This window comes from Luteimonas sp. TWI382, assembly GCF_039674545.1.
GTDB lineage: Bacteria > Pseudomonadota > Gammaproteobacteria > Xanthomonadales > Xanthomonadaceae > Luteimonas.
The window spans coordinates 185,001-199,816 of the sequence record NZ_JBDJNS010000002.1 but is presented as its reverse complement, the minus strand read 5'-3'; the positions used below and the strand labels follow the sequence as shown (position 1 = coordinate 199,816).

15 protein-coding genes are annotated in these 14,816 nt (G+C 70.5%); 9 read left to right on the top strand and 6 right to left on the bottom strand.

Annotated elements, in window-relative coordinates:
• Positions 1–45: 45 nt before the first annotated feature.
• The 5 genes from ABE505_RS02315 (at position 46) to ABE505_RS02295 (ending at position 4,992) form a co-directional block, all read left to right on the top strand.
• Positions 46–990, top strand: coding sequence for an acetaldehyde dehydrogenase (acetylating) (locus ABE505_RS02315; RefSeq protein ID WP_346441802.1), 945 nt, complete (start codon positions 46–48; stop codon positions 988–990).
• Positions 987–2,033, top strand: coding sequence for a 4-hydroxy-2-oxovalerate aldolase (gene dmpG / locus ABE505_RS02310; protein ID WP_346441801.1), 1,047 nt, complete (start codon positions 987–989; stop codon positions 2,031–2,033). Before ABE505_RS02315 ends, dmpG begins: the two co-directional genes overlap by 4 nt.
• On the top strand, positions 2,030–2,818 hold the full coding sequence (dmpH, locus tag ABE505_RS02305) for a 2-oxo-3-hexenedioate decarboxylase (protein WP_337243295.1): 789 nt from the start codon (positions 2,030–2,032) through the stop codon (positions 2,816–2,818). The genes dmpG and dmpH overlap by 4 nt, the downstream gene beginning before the upstream one ends.
• 88 nt (positions 2,819–2,906) lie before the next feature.
• On the top strand, positions 2,907–4,292 hold the full coding sequence (locus ABE505_RS02300; RefSeq protein ID WP_346441800.1) for a DcaP family trimeric outer membrane transporter: 1,386 nt from the start codon (positions 2,907–2,909) through the stop codon (positions 4,290–4,292).
• Positions 4,293–4,401: 109 nt separating this feature from the next.
• Entirely contained in the window at positions 4,402–4,992 is a 591-nt protein-coding gene (locus tag ABE505_RS02295; RefSeq protein WP_346441799.1) for an LON peptidase substrate-binding domain-containing protein, read from the top strand.
• Here ABE505_RS02295 and ABE505_RS02290 read toward each other — a convergent pair.
• A complete protein-coding gene (locus ABE505_RS02290; RefSeq protein ID WP_346441798.1) occupies positions 4,969–6,981 on the bottom strand; it encodes a bifunctional DedA family/phosphatase PAP2 family protein in 2,013 nt (670 codons plus the stop codon). The genes ABE505_RS02295 and ABE505_RS02290 overlap by 24 nt on opposite strands.
• A 95-nt stretch (positions 6,982–7,076) precedes the next feature.
• Here ABE505_RS02290 and ABE505_RS02285 point away from each other — a divergent pair, with 95 nt between their 5' ends.
• On the top strand, positions 7,077–7,748 hold the full coding sequence (locus ABE505_RS02285) for a serine/threonine protein kinase (RefSeq protein ID WP_346441797.1): 672 nt from the start codon (positions 7,077–7,079) through the stop codon (positions 7,746–7,748).
• Complete coding sequence (locus ABE505_RS02280) at positions 7,745–8,251, top strand: DUF2867 domain-containing protein (RefSeq protein WP_346441796.1); 507 nt, start codon at positions 7,745–7,747, stop codon at positions 8,249–8,251. The genes ABE505_RS02285 and ABE505_RS02280 overlap by 4 nt, the downstream gene beginning before the upstream one ends.
• A gap of 19 nt (positions 8,252–8,270) precedes the next feature.
• Here ABE505_RS02280 and ABE505_RS02275 read toward each other — a convergent pair whose 3' ends face one another.
• Positions 8,271–8,996 carry a hypothetical protein gene (locus ABE505_RS02275; RefSeq protein ID WP_346441795.1) on the bottom strand — a complete coding sequence of 242 codons (726 nt, stop codon included), beginning with the start codon at positions 8,994–8,996 and terminating at the stop codon, positions 8,271–8,273.
• A 107-nt stretch (positions 8,997–9,103) separates the two neighbouring features.
• Between ABE505_RS02275 and ABE505_RS02270 the strand changes: the two genes are divergently transcribed.
• Together ABE505_RS02270 and ABE505_RS02265 are read left to right on the top strand one after the other, a co-directional pair.
• A complete protein-coding gene (locus tag ABE505_RS02270) occupies positions 9,104–9,919 on the top strand; it encodes an NAD(P)-dependent oxidoreductase (RefSeq protein ID WP_346441794.1) in 816 nt (271 codons plus the stop codon).
• 105 nt (positions 9,920–10,024) lie between these two features.
• A complete protein-coding gene (locus ABE505_RS02265; protein ID WP_346441793.1) occupies positions 10,025–11,251 on the top strand; it encodes an acetylornithine transaminase in 1,227 nt (408 codons plus the stop codon).
• A 43-nt stretch (positions 11,252–11,294) separates the two neighbouring features.
• On the opposite strand, the gene ABE505_RS02260 is transcribed toward ABE505_RS02265, so the two are convergent.
• Genes ABE505_RS02260 through thiE form a run of 4 tightly spaced genes read right to left on the bottom strand, consistent with a single transcriptional unit; the run spans position 11,295 to position 14,759 of the window.
• Complete coding sequence (locus tag ABE505_RS02260; protein WP_346441792.1) at positions 11,295–11,915, bottom strand: HAD-IA family hydrolase; 621 nt, start codon at positions 11,913–11,915, stop codon at positions 11,295–11,297.
• Positions 11,912–12,811 (bottom strand): ion transporter, encoded by a 900-nt coding sequence (locus ABE505_RS02255; protein WP_346441791.1) that lies wholly within the window; start codon positions 12,809–12,811, stop codon positions 11,912–11,914. The genes ABE505_RS02260 and ABE505_RS02255 overlap by 4 nt, the downstream gene beginning before the upstream one ends.
• Entirely contained in the window at positions 12,808–14,103 is a 1,296-nt protein-coding gene (hemL, locus tag ABE505_RS02250) for a glutamate-1-semialdehyde 2,1-aminomutase (RefSeq protein WP_346441789.1), read from the bottom strand. The genes ABE505_RS02255 and hemL overlap by 4 nt, the downstream gene beginning before the upstream one ends.
• A 26-nt stretch (positions 14,104–14,129) precedes the next feature.
• On the bottom strand, positions 14,130–14,759 hold the full coding sequence (gene thiE / locus ABE505_RS02245) for a thiamine phosphate synthase (protein WP_346441788.1): 630 nt from the start codon (positions 14,757–14,759) through the stop codon (positions 14,130–14,132).
• Positions 14,760–14,816: the final 57 nt, after the last annotated feature.

The window sequence follows — 14,816 nt, the reverse complement described above, 5'->3', positions numbered from 1 at the left end:
CGTCCGCACTTCCCCACGCCCGCTTCCACGTTTCGAGGAGTCCCCATGCCCGTCAAGGCAGCCGTGATCGGTCCCGGCAACATCGGCACCGATCTGATGATCAAGATCCTGCGCCACGGCCAGCACCTGGCCATGGGCCCGCTGGTCGGCATCGATCCGGCCTCCGACGGGCTGGCGCGCGCGCGTGCGATGGGCGTGCAGACCTGCGATGCGGGCGTCGAGGGGCTGGTCGCCTCGCCGTTGTTCGACGACGTGCAGGTGGTGTTCGACGCCACGTCCGCCGGCGCGCATGTGCGCAATGACGCCGTGCTGCGCCAGGCGCGCCCGGACATCCGCGTGGTCGACCTCACGCCCGCCGCGATCGGTCCCTACTGCGTGCCGACCGTCAACCTCGAGGCGCATATCGACGCGCCGAACGTCAACATGGTCACCTGCGGGGGACAGGCGACGATTCCGATCGTTGCGGCCGTCGCCAGCGTCGCACCGGTGCACTACGCCGAGATCGTCGCCTCGATCTCCAGCCGCTCCGCAGGGCCGGGCACGCGCGCCAACATCGACGAGTTCACCGAGACCACGTCGCGTGCGATCGAGGCGGTGGGCGGGGCGCGCAAGGGCAAGGCGATCATCGTGCTCAATCCGGCCGAGCCGCCGTTGCTGATGCGCGATACGGTCTACGTGCTGTCCGACGAGGCCGACACGGCGACCATCGCCGCAGCGATCGAGGCGATGGTCGCCGACGTGGCGCGCCACGTGCCCGGCTATCGGCTCAAGCAGGCCGTGCAGTTCGAACGTATCGAGCGGCCCTGCAATGTGCCCGGGATCGGCCCGACGACGGGCCTGAAGACCTCAGTGTTCCTCGAGGTCGAGGGCGCCGCGCATTACCTGCCGGCCTACGCCGGCAATCTCGACATCATGACCTCCGCGGCCCTGGCCACCGGCGAGCGCATCGCCGCGCGCCTGGCAGCCGCGCAGCCGGAGCCGACCCGATGAACGACCGCAAGCTCACCATTTCCGACGTCACCCTGCGCGACGGCTCGCATGCGGTGCGCCACCAGTACACGCTGGATCAGGTGCGCCGGATCGCCGGCGCGCTCGATGCCGCGGGCGTGGATTCGATCGAGGTCGCGCACGGCGACGGCTTGCAGGGGGCGTCGTTCAACTACGGCTTCGGCGCGCACAGCGACGTCGAATGGATCGCGGCGGTCGCCGAGACGGTGCAGCACGCGAAGGTCGCGACCCTGCTGCTGCCGGGCATCGGCACGGTCCACGACCTGAAGAACGCCCACGCCGCCGGCGCCCGCGTGGTCCGCGTGGCCACCCATTGCACCGAGGCCGACGTCTCGCGCCAGCACATCGAGGCGGCCAATGCGCTGGGCATGGATGCGGTGGGCTTCTTGATGATGAGCCACATGGCCGAACCGGCCGCGCTCGCCGGCGAGGCGAAGAAGATGGAAAGCTACGGCGCCTCGTGCGTGTACGTCGTCGACTCGGGCGGGGCGCTGGGCATGCAGGATGTGCGCGCGCGCTTCCGCGCGTTCAAGGACGTGCTCGATGCGCGCACCCAGACCGGCATCCACGCCCACCACAACCTGTCGCTCGGTGTGGCCAACTCGATCGTCGCGGTCGAGGAAGGCTGCGACCGCATCGACGCCAGTCTGGCGGGCATGGGCGCAGGCGCCGGCAATGCCCCGCTCGAAGTGTTCATCGCCGCGGCCTCGCGGCTGGGCTGGCAGCACGGTTGCGACCTGCGCAGGCTGATGGACGCCGCCGACGACATCGTGCGCCCGCTGCAGGAGCGTCCGGTGCGCGTCGATCGCGAAACCCTGGCGCTGGGCTATGCCGGCGTGTATTCGAGCTTCCTGCGCCACGCGGAAGCCGCGGCCGAGCGCTTCGGCCTCAGCGCGGTCGACATCCTGGTCGAGCTGGGCAAGCGGCGCATGGTCGGCGGCCAGGAAGACATGATCGTCGACGTCGCGCTCGACATGGTGCGCGTGCGCGACCGTGCCGGCGCCCGCGAGGAGGCCACGGCATGAGCCTGTCACCGGAGACGGTCGCCCAATTGGCGACCCTGCTGCACGACGCCGAGCGCGACGTGCGCGACACGGTCAAGATCACCGATGCGCATCCCGAGCTGTCGATCGAGGACGCCTACCGCATCCAGGATGCGCTGCGCGCGCACAAGCAGGCGCGCGGTGTGCGCTGCGTCGGCATGAAGATGGGACTGACCTCGTACGCCAAGATGCAGCAGATGGGCGTCGAGACGCCGATCTACGGTTTTCTGGGCAGCGACAACGCGGTCGACGACGGCGCCGAGATCGAGGCCGCAAAGCTGATCCATCCCAAGGTCGAGGCCGAGATCGCCTTCGTGATGCGCGATGCATTGCAGGGGCCGGGCTGCACGCCCGAACAGGTCATGGCGGCGACGCTGTGCCTGCTGCCGGCGATCGAGGTCATCGACTCGCGCTACGAGAACTTCCGCTTCGACCTGCCCAGCGTGATCGCCGACAACACCTCGGCCGCGCGCTACGTGATCGGCTCGCGTCCGACCGCGCCGCAGGGCATCGACCTGGAGACCACGGGTGTGGTGCTGGAGAAGAACGGCCAGGTCGTCGAGGTCGGCGCTGGCGCCGCGGTGCTGGGCAATCCCGCGCTCGCGGTCGCGATGCTGGTCGACATGCTGCACGCCCGTGGCCAGTCGCTGCCGGCCGGCAGTGTCGTGCTCTCGGGTGCGATCACCGCCGCCGTTGCCGTCGAGGCGGGCGACAACGTCCAGGTCCGCGTCGACGGACTCGGCTCGACGGGCCTGCGCTTCGTCTGAGCCGCCGGGCCGGCCGCCGCGCCGGCGCCGCTGCTTTCGGTCGCCGCTCCAGCCCGGGGCGGGCCGCTGCTTGGGAGAGGGGAACCACATGTCCAGATCCAACGCGAAGCGATGGCTGTCGCCGATCGCCCTGGCCGTCGCGGCCGCCTGCATTGCGCCGGTATCGGCGCAGGACGTCGACGTCGCCGCGGTCGAGGCGCGACTGGGCCAGATGGAGCGCGAGATGCGCGAACTGCGCGCGCTGCTCGACAGTCATCGCGGCACCGCGACGCCGACGGCCACGACCGCGGCGGTGCCGACGACTGCGACCGCGGCCACCGCTCCGGCGGCGGCAGCTGCGGGCAGCGCGGCGCCCGCCCGCAACCCGATGATGCCCGGCGCAGCGCCCGGCACCACGTTCTCGTTCGGCGGCTTCATCAAGTTCGATGCGATGACCACGCGCACCAGCGACGGGCAGATCGCCGACGGCTCGCCCGGTCGGCTGTTCTACTTCCCCGGCGCGACCCCCGTCGCGGCCGACGGCCAGGGCCAGAGCAGCACCTACAGCGATGTGCACGCACAGTTCTCGCGCTTCTGGCTGGGCGCCGACACCGTCACCGACACCGGCAAGACGATCAAGGCCTACATCGAGGCCGACATGTATGGCGGCGGCAGCAACGCGCTGGCCGGCAACGAGGTGATCACCAACACCTATGCGCTGACCCTGCGCCAGGCCTACGTCAGCTACAACGGCTGGCTCGCCGGCCAGACATGGTCGAATTTCCAGGATGTCGCGGCGCTGCCCGATGCGGTCGACTTCACCGGGCCGTCCGAAGGCACCGTCTTCAACCGCCAGGCGCAGCTGCGCTACACGCGCGGCCCGTGGTCGGTCTCGGTGGAGAATCCGCAGACCACGGTGACCCCGTACCTGTCGCGTGCCGCGCGCTTCAACAGCGGTGACGACCGGCTGCCCGACGTCACCGCGCGCTGGATCACCCGCGGCGACTGGGGCCACTTCACCGTCGCCGGCCTGGCGCGTCGCTTCCGCAGCGGCGATGCCAGCGCGTCGGGCGCGGCGCTCAGCGTCTCGGGCCGGTTCAACCTCGGCGCCAACGACGATCTCCGCTACATGGTCAGCGGCGGCGACGGCATCGGCCGGTATCTCGGCTTCGCGCTTGGCAGCGACACCGTGCTCGACGCCGACGGCCGCCTGCACAGCCAACGCGGCTACGGCGGTTTTGCCGCGTGGCGGCACGCGTTCTCGCCCAAGTTGCGCGGCAATGTCATCTACTCGCTCGCCTCGCTCGACAACGACCCGCTGTTGACCGGCGGCAGCGTCACCGAGCGTGCGCAGTCGTTGCGCGTGAACATGATCTATTCGCCTGCGCGCAACCTCGACGTCGGCGGCGAATTGAGCTGGGCCGATCGTCGTCTGGAGAACGGCCTGGAAGGCGATCTGCAGCGCGTGCACACGCACATCAAGTACAGCTTCTGATCGGCGAGCGAGGCTGCCCGCACGCCGGCGCCAAAACGTGTCGGCGTGTGGCGCTTCGCATCCGGGGTCGGTGTGTGTGGGATGACGATCCCGGCGTGCAGCCACTACGATGGCCGGTATGACGACATCCGCTTCGCTGCCGCTGTTTCCGCTCGACGCCGTGCTGCTGCCCGGCGCGTCGCTGGCGCTGCGCGTGTTCGAGTCGCGCTATCTCGACATGCTCCGCGAATGCGGTCGTCGGGGCAGCAGCTTCGGGATCTGCCTGATCCTCGAGGGCGGCGAGGTCGGCGGGCCGGCAACGCCGGCCGGCGTCGGCACCGAAGCGTTGATCGAGGATTTCGACACCGGCGCCGATGGCTTGCTGCGGCTGCGTGTGCGCGGCGCACGACGCTTTCGCGTCGAGCGTACCCGCGTCCGCGACAACGGGCTGGTGGTTGCCGATGTCGACTGGTGCGCACCCGATCCGGCGATCGACCTGCAGCCCGAGCACGCCCTGCTGGGCGTGGTGCTGCGCAAGATCCTCGAACGCATCGACGGCGCCGACCGCGCGTTCCCCGAACCCAGGTTCGACGATGCGGCGTGGGTCGGTTGGCGGTTGGCCGAACTGCTGCCGCTGGCCGCCTCCCAGCGCCAGCAGCTGCTGCAGCAGGACGATCCGGACGTGCGCCTGGAGAGCCTACTGCGGCTGGTCGACGACTGAGCCGTCGCCGGCGATGCGCAGCCGCAAGGTCGGTACGCCCGATTGCGGATGCACGTCCTCGCGCCATTCGAACCCCGTCAGCACGTCGCGCAAGCCCAGATGCACGCCGTGCGCATCGGGCTGCGGCTGCCATAGGCTGAATAGGCCGAGCGGTCGGGTCAGCAGCATCGACTGGCTGGTGCCCAGCCACAGCGGCTGCGCATCGTCGAGCTGCACCGGGGCGCGCCACAGCCGCAGGACCTCGATCCGGGATTCGTCGGTCACCCGACGCATCAACAGCGATTCGGCATTGGTATCGAGCGTGGCCGGCAGCACCGGCTTGTTGGCAGATGGCACATCGTCGTCGAGCAGATTGAGCACCTGCATCCAGTCGGCCTGCGGCTGAACCTCCCAGCCCTGCGCCTGGAGCCGGGCCTGCAGCGGCGACAGCGGGCCGGCGACCTGCAGGTCCAGCGGCCAGCGATGGGCCGGGTCGCGCTCGCGCAACTGGCCGGGCAACTGCGCCCAGTCGCGTGCCCACCAGTCCCCGACCGTCATGGTCCACGCCGGGGGGGATGCGACGAAACGCGCCAGCAACGGATCGACCGCGCGCGGCGCATGCCACAGCGCGGCCAGCGCGAAGGTGACATAGAAGATCGTCGCCACCGGCCGCATCCAGAACGAGCGGTCCACATGGCGGCGATAGGCGATGCCCAGCACCAGCAGCCAGACGATGCCCAGCAACATGCCGCCGACGATGTCGCTGAGCCAGTGCGCGCCCAGGTACAGCCGCGCAAAGCCCAGCACCGCGACCACCGCGCCCGACACCAGGTACGGCCAGACCCGCGAGCGACCGGGCAGCTCGCGTGCGATCAGCACCGCAAAGAAGCCGAAGACGATCGTCGCCATCGTGATCTCGACCGCCGGGAAGCCGAAGCCACCGTGCGCGGTCGGCGGCCTGGGCATGTCGATCACCGCGCCCAGCAGCGCGGTCAGCGCCATGCCGAAGGCCAGCGCCGCCAGCCAATGCGCCGCGCCCAGCCAGCGGCGCCGCCAGATCAACCAGCCGAGCGTCAATGCGACCGCCGGACCGAGCACATGCACATCGCCGATCGAGGCCAGGCCGGCCATCAGCCGGTCCGCCAGCGGGTTGCGCAGTTCGTACATGAACTGGAACACGGTCTGGTCGAGCAGCAGCGGCTCGCCGCGCATGATCACCGTTGCGAGCAAGGCGAACCAGGCCCAGCCGATCGCCAGCAGGCAGACCGCCAGGATCGCCAGCGAAGCCGATTCCGGGCGCCGCGGATCGACCAGCGCCGCTGCGTAGCGACCCAGCCGTGGATGGTGACGCGTCCAGCCGAGCAAGCGCGCGAGCAGGCTGTTGGCGTGCGCGTCGAACCAGCGATAGGTGTAGAGCACGATCGCCCAGGCCAGCGCCAGCACCGCGACCAGCGCACCGAGCACGATCGCCAGCCGGTCGGCGACCGCGGCGACCGCATCATAGGATGCGCCGAACAGCCAGCCCGGCGCCAGGAACAGCGCGCCCCACGACAGGCAGGCCACGCCGCTGACCGGCAGGTAGCGCCGCAACGGCATCTTCGCGATGCCGGCGATCGCGGGCACGAACGGCCGGATGGCGCCGACGTAGCGCGCGATCAGGATGCTCTTGATGGCGTTGCGGCGGAACAGGGTCTCGCCGCGATCGAGCAGCTGCGGAAACTTGTGGAACGGCCACACCGTCCGCAGCCCGTGGCCCCAGCGGCGGCCGACCCAGTAGCTCAGCCCGTCGCCGGCCAGTGCGCCGAGCGCGGCGCAGGCGACCGCATACGGGCCGGAGATCTCGCCCAGGCCGATCAGCACGCCGATCGCGAACAGCAGGGGCAGCGCCGGCACGATGGCGCCGAGCACGATGACCGAGTCGCAGAAGGCGATCAGGAAGATCACGATGCCGGCCGCGACCGGGTGGTCGCCGACCCACCCGATGAGGCTGTTGAAGAAGTCGCTGAGCATCGCGCCATTATGGCAGGGCATCGCGCTCGGCCCGCCTTGTCCCCACCCCTGCGTCGGCCGACGTTAACCCCCGGCCCGATCCGTACAATGCGGCCATGTCATCGCCCGTCGACTCCGCCACCGAGGTACGCGCGCTCAAGTCCGACAGCTTCGGCCGCATCGCGCTGATGCGCGGTGCCGACGGCGGCCTGTTCGTGCGCCGGGACCTGCGCCACGTGCCGCTGTGGCTGCGGCTGCCGGCCTGGTGGCTGGCGCGCCGCGAGGCGCGCGGGCTGGCCCGCGTGCGCGGCATGGCCGACGTGCCCCAGCTGCTGCGCTGGGACGGGCGGCGGCTCGACCGCAGCTACATGGCCGGTGCGGCGATGTACCAGCGTCCGCCGCACGGCGATCTGGCCTATTTCCGCCACGCGCGGCGCCAGTTGCAGGCGCTGCATCGGCGCGGCCTGGCGCACAACGACCTGGCCAAGGAGGCGAACTGGCTGGTGCTCGACGATGGCCGGCCGGCGATCATCGACTTCCAGCTCGCCGTCGTCGGCGCGCCGCGTTCGCGCTGGATGCGGCTGCTCGCGCGCGAGGACCTGCGTCACCTGCTCAAACACAAGCGCACCTATTGCCGCGCCGCGCTCACCCCGGTCGAGCAGCGCCTGCTGCGGCGGCGCTCCTGGGTGCGCGATCTGTGGTTCCGCACCGGCAAGCCGGTCTATCGCGTGGTCACCCGCAAGCTGTTGAAGTGGGAAGACAACGAAGGCCAAGGCCCCAAGCCTTGACGCCGTGCGTGGTGTCCGGTGTGCCCGACGCGCGCAGTGCGCTGTACGCGCAGTTGCCCGGCGCCGATTTCCGCCATGCCAGCCGGGTCCAGACCATGCGTGGCGGCCGTACGGCATTGCAGGCCTATCGCGACCTCGCCGCCGCCGTTCCGGGCTGGTTCGATGGCCTGATGGCGGTGCGCAATCGCAGCCTGCGGCTGTTGGGCATGAAGGACCTGGGCGCGCTGCGCGCGGTGCAGGCGAGCGACACGCCGCGGCCGGGCGAGCGCCTCGGCATCTTCACCCTGCAGGCGCTGTGCGACGCGGCGATCGTGCTCGAAGACGACGACCGGCATCTACGCGTCCAGTTGGCGGTGCAATGGCATGACGAGGCCATGCTCGAAGTGGCCACGGTCGTGCACGTCCACAATGCGTTCGGGCATCTGTACATGCAGCCCGTCGCACCGATCCATCGGCTGATCGTGCCGCACCTGCTCCAGCGCCAGGTGCGCGCCTACAGCTGAGCGTGGGCCGTCAGAACCGTCAGTCGGCCCCGCGCAATGCCAAGAGGTGACGTCCGATGTACCGGCGGTCGGCGTCGAAGTCGTAGCCCAGCGCCAGCGTGCCGAGGTCCTCGCAGGCATGGCAGCTGCGCATCGGGATCTCGAAACGCAGGCGCAGGCCGCCGTCGGCCAGGGCTTGGCTGCCTGCGGCCTTGGCCGGCGCGAACGGCACCGCATCGGGATGCGCCTCGAAGAATGCACCGAGGTCGGGATGCGAGCGCCCCGCGCCGTCCGGCAGCACATCCTCGTCCACATCCACCGCGTGGCCGTCGGCATCGACCAGCCACAAACCCTCGTTGGTGTTGGCGCGGAACGGATAGGTGATCTGTGCATGGCCCACACCGTCGATCGAGCGCCAGCCGCTGACATGGCCAGGGTCGCCGAGTGCGATCAGGCGGGTGGTCGCGGCCAGCGCCTCGGGCGAGGCTCCGCCGGCGCGCATGGTCGACAGCATGCAGTCGTCGATCGTTGCCGTACCGGTGCGGCAGGCCGACAGGTCGCCCTGCCAGACCGACGCCGGCCCCACCACCAGATCGTCGCCGTCTGCGACCGTGTCCGGCTCCGTGGGCGCCTGCATCGATGCGGCCTCCGAGGCCGGCTGCGCAGCAGGGCGTGCGGCCGATGCAGGGCCGTCGGCGGCATCAGGCGTCGCGCCGCCGCAGGCGGCCAGCGACAGGGCGAACAGGGCGAGAGCGGCACGGCGCATCGACAGGACCCGGGTCGGAAGGGCCGGTCAGTATCGCGCCGCCGCCTGAACGCGGCCAGCGCCGCGCGCGCATAATGCGTCCGACCACTCCATCGACGGGACTTGGCATGTCCACACTGGCCGGCAAGACGCTCTTCATCACCGGTGCCTCGCGCGGCATCGGTCTGGCGATCGCCCTGCGCGCTGCGCGCGATGGCGCCAACGTCGCGATCGCCGCGAAGTCGTCGGTGCCCAACCCCAGGCTGCCGGGTACCATCCACAGCGCGGCCGACGCGGTGAACGCGGCGGGCGGCCAGGCCCTGGCACTCAAGTGCGACATTCGCGACGAGGACCAAGTGCGGGCCGCAGTCGCCGCCACCGTCGACGCCTTCGGCGGGATCGACATCTTGGTCAACAACGCCAGCGCGATCTGGCTGCGCGGCACCCTCGACACGCCGATGAAGCGCTTCGACCTGATGCAGCAGGTCAACGCCCGCGGCAGCTTCCTGTGCGCGCAGGCCTGCCTGCCGCATCTGCTTGCCGCCCCCGAACCGCACATCCTGACCCTGTGCCCGCCGCCGTCGCTCGATCCCAAGTGGTGGGCGCCGCACACCGGCTACACGCTGGCCAAGATGGGCATGAGCTTCGTCACGCTGGGCCTGGCGGCCGAGTTCGGCCCGCAGGGGGTCGCGGTCAATGCGTTGTGGCCGCGCACTCTGATCGGCACCGATGCCTTGAACATGATTCCCGGCGTCGAGCGCGGCAACGGCCGCAGCCCGGCGATCATGGGCGATGCGGCGCACGCGATCCTGGTACGGCGCGCTGCCGGCTTCCACGGCCAATTCCTGATCGACGACGAGGTGCTGCGCGAGGCGGGGGTCGAGGACTTTTCGCACTACGCGCTCGATCCGAGCCAGCCCTTGCTGCCCGACCTGTTCCTGTAAGCGCGTCCACGCGCCTTCGGCCCGTGGATTCCGCGAATCGGCGGTCCGGTCGGCGCCCGAATGCGCGAGAATGCGCGATTCCACTCCCCGAGCGATTTCCCCGGCATGAGCACCGCGACCGACGCCCCGCTGTCCCTGGCCCGTTATGTCCTGCCGGTGTACCGGCCGCGCGCGCTCGTGCTCGAACGCGGCCAGGGCGCACGCCTGTGGGACGACGCCGGTCGCGAGTACGTGGACCTGTCGGCGGGGATCGCCGTGTGCGGCCTCGGTCACAACGATCCCGACCTCCTCAAAGCACTGGTCGAGCAGGCCGGCAAGCTGTGGCACACCAGCAACGTGTTCTACAGCGCACCGCCGCTGCAGCTGGCGGCCGAACTGGTCGAGGCCAGCGGCTTCGCCACGCGCACATTCCTGTGCAACTCCGGGGCCGAGGCCAACGAGGCGGCGATCAAGCTGGTGCGCAAGTGGGCTGCGGCGCAGGGCCGCAGCCCCGATCGCCGCGTGATCGTCACCTGCCGCGGCAGCTTCCACGGTCGCACCCTGGCCACGGTCACCGCGACCGCGCAGCCCAAGTACCAGGCCGGCTACGAGCCGCTGCCCGGCGGCTTCCGCTACGTGGACTTCAACGACATCGCACAGCTCGAAGCGGCCATGGCCGGTGGCGACGTCGCCGCGGTGATGCTCGAGCCGGTGCAGGGCGAGGGCGGGGTGATGCCCGCTGCCGATGGTTACCTGGCGGCCGTGCGCGCGCTGTGCGATCGCCACGACGCCTTGCTGGTGCTCGACGAGATCCAGTGCGGCATGGGACGCACCGGCACGCTGTTCGCATTCCAGCAGGACGGCGCGACGCCCGACATCGTCACCCTGGCCAAGGCGCTCGGCGGCGGCTTTCCGATCGGCGCGCTGTTGGCCGGGCCGAAGGTCAGCGATGCCATGCAGTTCGGCGACCACGGCACCACGTTCGGTGGCAACCCACTGGCCGCCGCAGTCGCGCGCGTCGCGCTGCGCAAGCTCGCATCCAAGCAGATCGCCGAGAACGTGGCGCGCCAGTCGCGCGCGCTGCGCGATGGTCTGGCCGCGCTCGATGCCGAGTTCGGTCTGTTCTCCGAGGTCCGTGGCCGCGGCTTGATGCTCGGCGCCGTGCTGCGCCCCGAGCACGCCGGACAGGCCGCCGCGATCCTCGACCGCGCCGCGCACCACGGCCTGCTGCTGCTGCAGGCCGGGCCCGACGTGCTGCGCTTCGTGCCGGCGCTCAATATCACCGACGCCGACATCGCCGAAGGCCTGGCGCGCCTGCGCGCCGCGCTGGCCGATCATCTCGCGGCGGGGTGATGGGTGGCGGCGCATGCTGCGCCGATCGCATCGTATGGGCTGTCTAGGGCAGCCCATGCCGCCGCAGCACCCGCCGCAGCGAGCGCGCGTCGTGCACGGTGTCGGCCTGCAGCCCGGCGGCGCGTGCACCGCGCACGTTGGCGAACAGATCGTCGACGAACAGCGCGTGCCGGGCCTCGACGCCGAAGTGCGCGAGCGCCCGCTCGAAGATCGCGCGCTCGGGCTTGCGCGCCTGTAGCGCGCCGCTGCACAGCACACGGCCGTCGAGCGCCGGGAACAGTGGCGCGACGATGCGGCGCATCGCCTCGGCCATCAGCGCGCCGTTGTTGCTGAGCACGCCGATCGGCACGCGCTGTGCGACCAACGTCACAAGCGCCAGGACCGCGGGATCCACGCGGCTGGCGCTCACGCGTGCGTCGATCCACGTCTTGGCGTCGATGCTGCCGCCCAGTGCCGCGCCCAGCCGCTGCAGATAGGTCGCGGTGTCGATCGCGCCACTGTCGTAGGCCCGCTCCAGACCCGAATCCAACAGCGCCGCGTCGACCCGGGCTGCCGAGCAGCCTGCGGCGCGTGCCAGCGCGGCCAAGCGTGTCGCATGCGTGTAGTGCGCAAGCACGCCGTCGAAGTCGAACAGCACCAGCGCCGGTCGGGGCCGCGCGCTCAATGCGAAGCGTCGTCCGCGGGCAGGCTGTGGCCGCAATGCCGGCAATACAGCGCACCCTGTTCGTGGTCGGTCAGCGCACACCCGTCGCAGCGGACGTGGCGCCGCTTCGGACGCAGGGTGCTGGCGAGTTCGGCGGTGTAGATGCCGGTCGGCACGGCGATGATGCTGTAGCCGATCAGGATCAGGATCGAAGTGATGAAACGGCCGAACGGCGTGCCCGGGGAGATGTCGCCGAAGCCGACGGTGCCCATCGTCACGACCGCCCAGTACATGCCGGTCGGGATCGACGTGAAGCCGTGCGCCGGGCCTTCGATGACGTACATCAGCGCGCCGAAGATGACCACGATCGTCACCACCGTGCACACGAAGACCGCGATCTTGCGCCGACTGCGCACCAGGGCGCCGATCAGCACCCCAGCCTCGGACGAGTACTGCACCAGTTTGAGGACGCGGAAGATGCGCAACAGCCGCAGGACCCGAATCACCAGCAGGTACTGGCTGCCGGCGACCAGCAGCGACAGATAGCTGGGCAGGATCGCCAGCAGGTCGATGACGCCGAAAAAGCTCGTGGCGTAACGCAACGGACGCCGGACGGCCCACAGGCGGAGGCCGTACTCGATCGTGAACAGGACGGTGAACACCCATTCCGCGACCAGCAACGCCTGGTGCCAGCGCGCCTTGATCGACGGTTCGCTGTCGAGCAGAACGACGACGACGCTGGTCACGATCGTCGCGATCAGGGCGAGATCGAAGTTGCGTTCGGCGGGCGTGTCGTGGTGGAACAGCAACCGATAGCAGAGGTTGCGAACCCCCGTCGGGCTGCCGGGCAGGAAGTCGCGTTCGAACACGCTGGCCTGCGGATCGGACGTCTGCGCCGGGCCGCCCGCCGGCTTCATGACGCCCCGACGATCGGGAATGCGCTGCGAGCGGCTTCGAGGGTCGCGCCGATCACATCGGCATTGTGCGCCGAGGACAGGAACCCGGCCTCGAACGCCGACGGCGCGAGGAACACGCCGCGTTCGAGCATCGCTTGGAAGAACCGGTTGAAGGCCGCCGTGTCGCAGGCGACGGCCTGCGCATAGGTGTCCACACTCGGCTGGTCGGTGAAGAACAGCCCGAACATCGCGCCGACGCGGGTGGTCGTGAACGGCACGCCGGCTTCGCGCGCCGCCGCTTCCAGGCCGTCGCAGAGCGTGTGCGTCGCGGCCTCGAGCGCATCGTGGAAGCCCGGCTCGGAAATCAGGTCGAGCATCGCCAACCCGGCCGCCATCGCCACCGGATTGCCGCTCAGGGTGCCGGCCTGATAGATCGGGCCGGCCGGTGCGATCTGTTCCATCAATGCGCGCCGGCCGCCATAGGCACCCACCGGCATGCCGCCGCCGATGATCTTGCCGAACGTGCTCAGGTCCGGCGTCACCCCGTAGCGCGCCTGCGCGCCGCCGAGCGCGACGCGGAAGCCGGTCATCACCTCGTCGAAGATCAGCAGCGCACCGTGCTGCGTGCACAACGCGCGCAGATGCTGCAGGTAGCCCTCGCGCGGCGGCAGGCAGTTGGCGTTGCCGACCACCGGTTCGATGATCAGCCCGGCGATCTGGTCGCCGGCGCGCGCGAACAACTCGGTGGCGGCGTCGAAGTCGTTGTAGGGCAGGGTCAGCGTGAGATCGGCCAGCGCCTTGGGCACGCCCGGCGAGGTCGGCACGCCGAAGGTCAGCGCGCCACTGCCGGCCTTGACCAGGAACGAATCGCCGTGGCCGTGGTAGCAGCCTTCGAACTTCACGATGCAGCTGCGACCGGTCGCGCCGCGCGCCAGGCGGATCGCCGACAGCGTGGCCTCGGTGCCCGAATTGACCATGCGCACCATCTCGCACGAGGGCACCAGCGCGGTGATGCGCTCGGCCATCGTCACCTCGGCGGGGCACGGCGCGCCGAACGACAGTCCATCGCCGATCGCGCGCTTGACTGCCTGCCGCACCTCGGGGTGGTTGTGGCCGACGATCATCGGGCCCCAGGAGCCGACGTAGTCGATGTAGCGATTGTCGTCGACGTCGAACAGGTACGGGCCGTCGGCGCGCTGCACGAAGAACGGTTCGCCGCCGACCGACTTGAACGCGCGCACCGGCGAATTGACGCCGCCGGGCAGCAGCGTGCGGGCGCGGGCGAACAGAGCTTGCGAACGGGCGGTATCCATGACGACTCCAGAAAAGAGGGGCGGGCTCAGAGCCCGAAGCAGGCGCGGTAGGCGCGCGCGGCGCCGGCGGGGTGCGGCGCATCGAAGACGCCGCTGACGACGGCGACCAGATCCGCGCCGGCCGCGACGAGCGTGCGTGCATTGTCCGGGGTGATGCCGCCGATCGCCACCCGCGGCACACCCAGCGCGGCCGCCTCGCGCAGCAGTGCGGGACGTGCGCGCCGCGCCGCCGGCTTGGTGGGCGAGGGATAGAAGCTGCCGAAGGCGACGTAGCTGGCGCCGGACTCGACCGCGCGCACAGCGAGTGCGCCGTCGTCGTAGCAGGACGCGCCGAGGATCGCCTGCGCACCCAGCGCCGCCCGCGCCTCGACGAGCGCGCCATCGTCCTCGCCCAGATGTGCGCCGTCGGCGCCGAGTTCGGCCGCCAGCCGCCAGTCGTCGTTCACCAGCAACGGCACGCCGGTGGCCCGGCACAGCCCCAGCAATGCGCTGGCCTGCGCCCGTCGCAGCGCTGCGTCGGCGCGCTTGTTGCGGTACTGCAGCCAGGTCGCATGCGGCAGCACGCTGGCGACCCGCGCCAGCAGCCGTGCGGTGTCGATCTCATCAGGTGTAAGGAGGTACAGCCCGCGCGGCGGCTCGATCGGGGAAGCGTTCATCGGCATGGGTTCCGGTCCACGGGACGCGATGGGACAATGCGGCTCCGGACCGACACC

Excerpts from the sequence above, each read along its gene's own strand:
- ABE505_RS02315 (WP_346441802.1), top strand. The coding sequence starts at position 46 with ATGCCCGTCAAGGCAGCCGTGATCGGTCCCGGCAACATCGGCACCGAT.
- dmpG (WP_346441801.1), top strand. The coding sequence starts at position 987 with ATGAACGACCGCAAGCTCACCATTTCCGACGTCACCCTGCGCGACGGC.
- dmpH (WP_337243295.1), top strand. The coding sequence starts at position 2,030 with ATGAGCCTGTCACCGGAGACGGTCGCCCAATTGGCGACCCTGCTGCAC.
- ABE505_RS02300 (WP_346441800.1), top strand. The coding sequence starts at position 2,907 with ATGTCCAGATCCAACGCGAAGCGATGGCTGTCGCCGATCGCCCTGGCC.
- ABE505_RS02295 (WP_346441799.1), top strand. The coding sequence starts at position 4,402 with ATGGCCGGTATGACGACATCCGCTTCGCTGCCGCTGTTTCCGCTCGAC.
- ABE505_RS02290 (WP_346441798.1), bottom strand. The coding sequence starts at position 6,981 with ATGCTCAGCGACTTCTTCAACAGCCTCATCGGGTGGGTCGGCGACCAC.
- ABE505_RS02285 (WP_346441797.1), top strand. The coding sequence starts at position 7,077 with ATGTCATCGCCCGTCGACTCCGCCACCGAGGTACGCGCGCTCAAGTCC.
- ABE505_RS02275 (WP_346441795.1), bottom strand. The coding sequence starts at position 8,996 with ATGCGCCGTGCCGCTCTCGCCCTGTTCGCCCTGTCGCTGGCCGCCTGC.
- ABE505_RS02270 (WP_346441794.1), top strand. The coding sequence starts at position 9,104 with ATGTCCACACTGGCCGGCAAGACGCTCTTCATCACCGGTGCCTCGCGC.
- ABE505_RS02265 (WP_346441793.1), top strand. The coding sequence starts at position 10,025 with ATGAGCACCGCGACCGACGCCCCGCTGTCCCTGGCCCGTTATGTCCTG.
- ABE505_RS02255 (WP_346441791.1), bottom strand. The coding sequence starts at position 12,811 with ATGAAGCCGGCGGGCGGCCCGGCGCAGACGTCCGATCCGCAGGCCAGC.
- hemL (WP_346441789.1), bottom strand. The coding sequence starts at position 14,103 with ATGGATACCGCCCGTTCGCAAGCTCTGTTCGCCCGCGCCCGCACGCTG.
- thiE (WP_346441788.1), bottom strand. The coding sequence starts at position 14,759 with ATGAACGCTTCCCCGATCGAGCCGCCGCGCGGGCTGTACCTCCTTACA.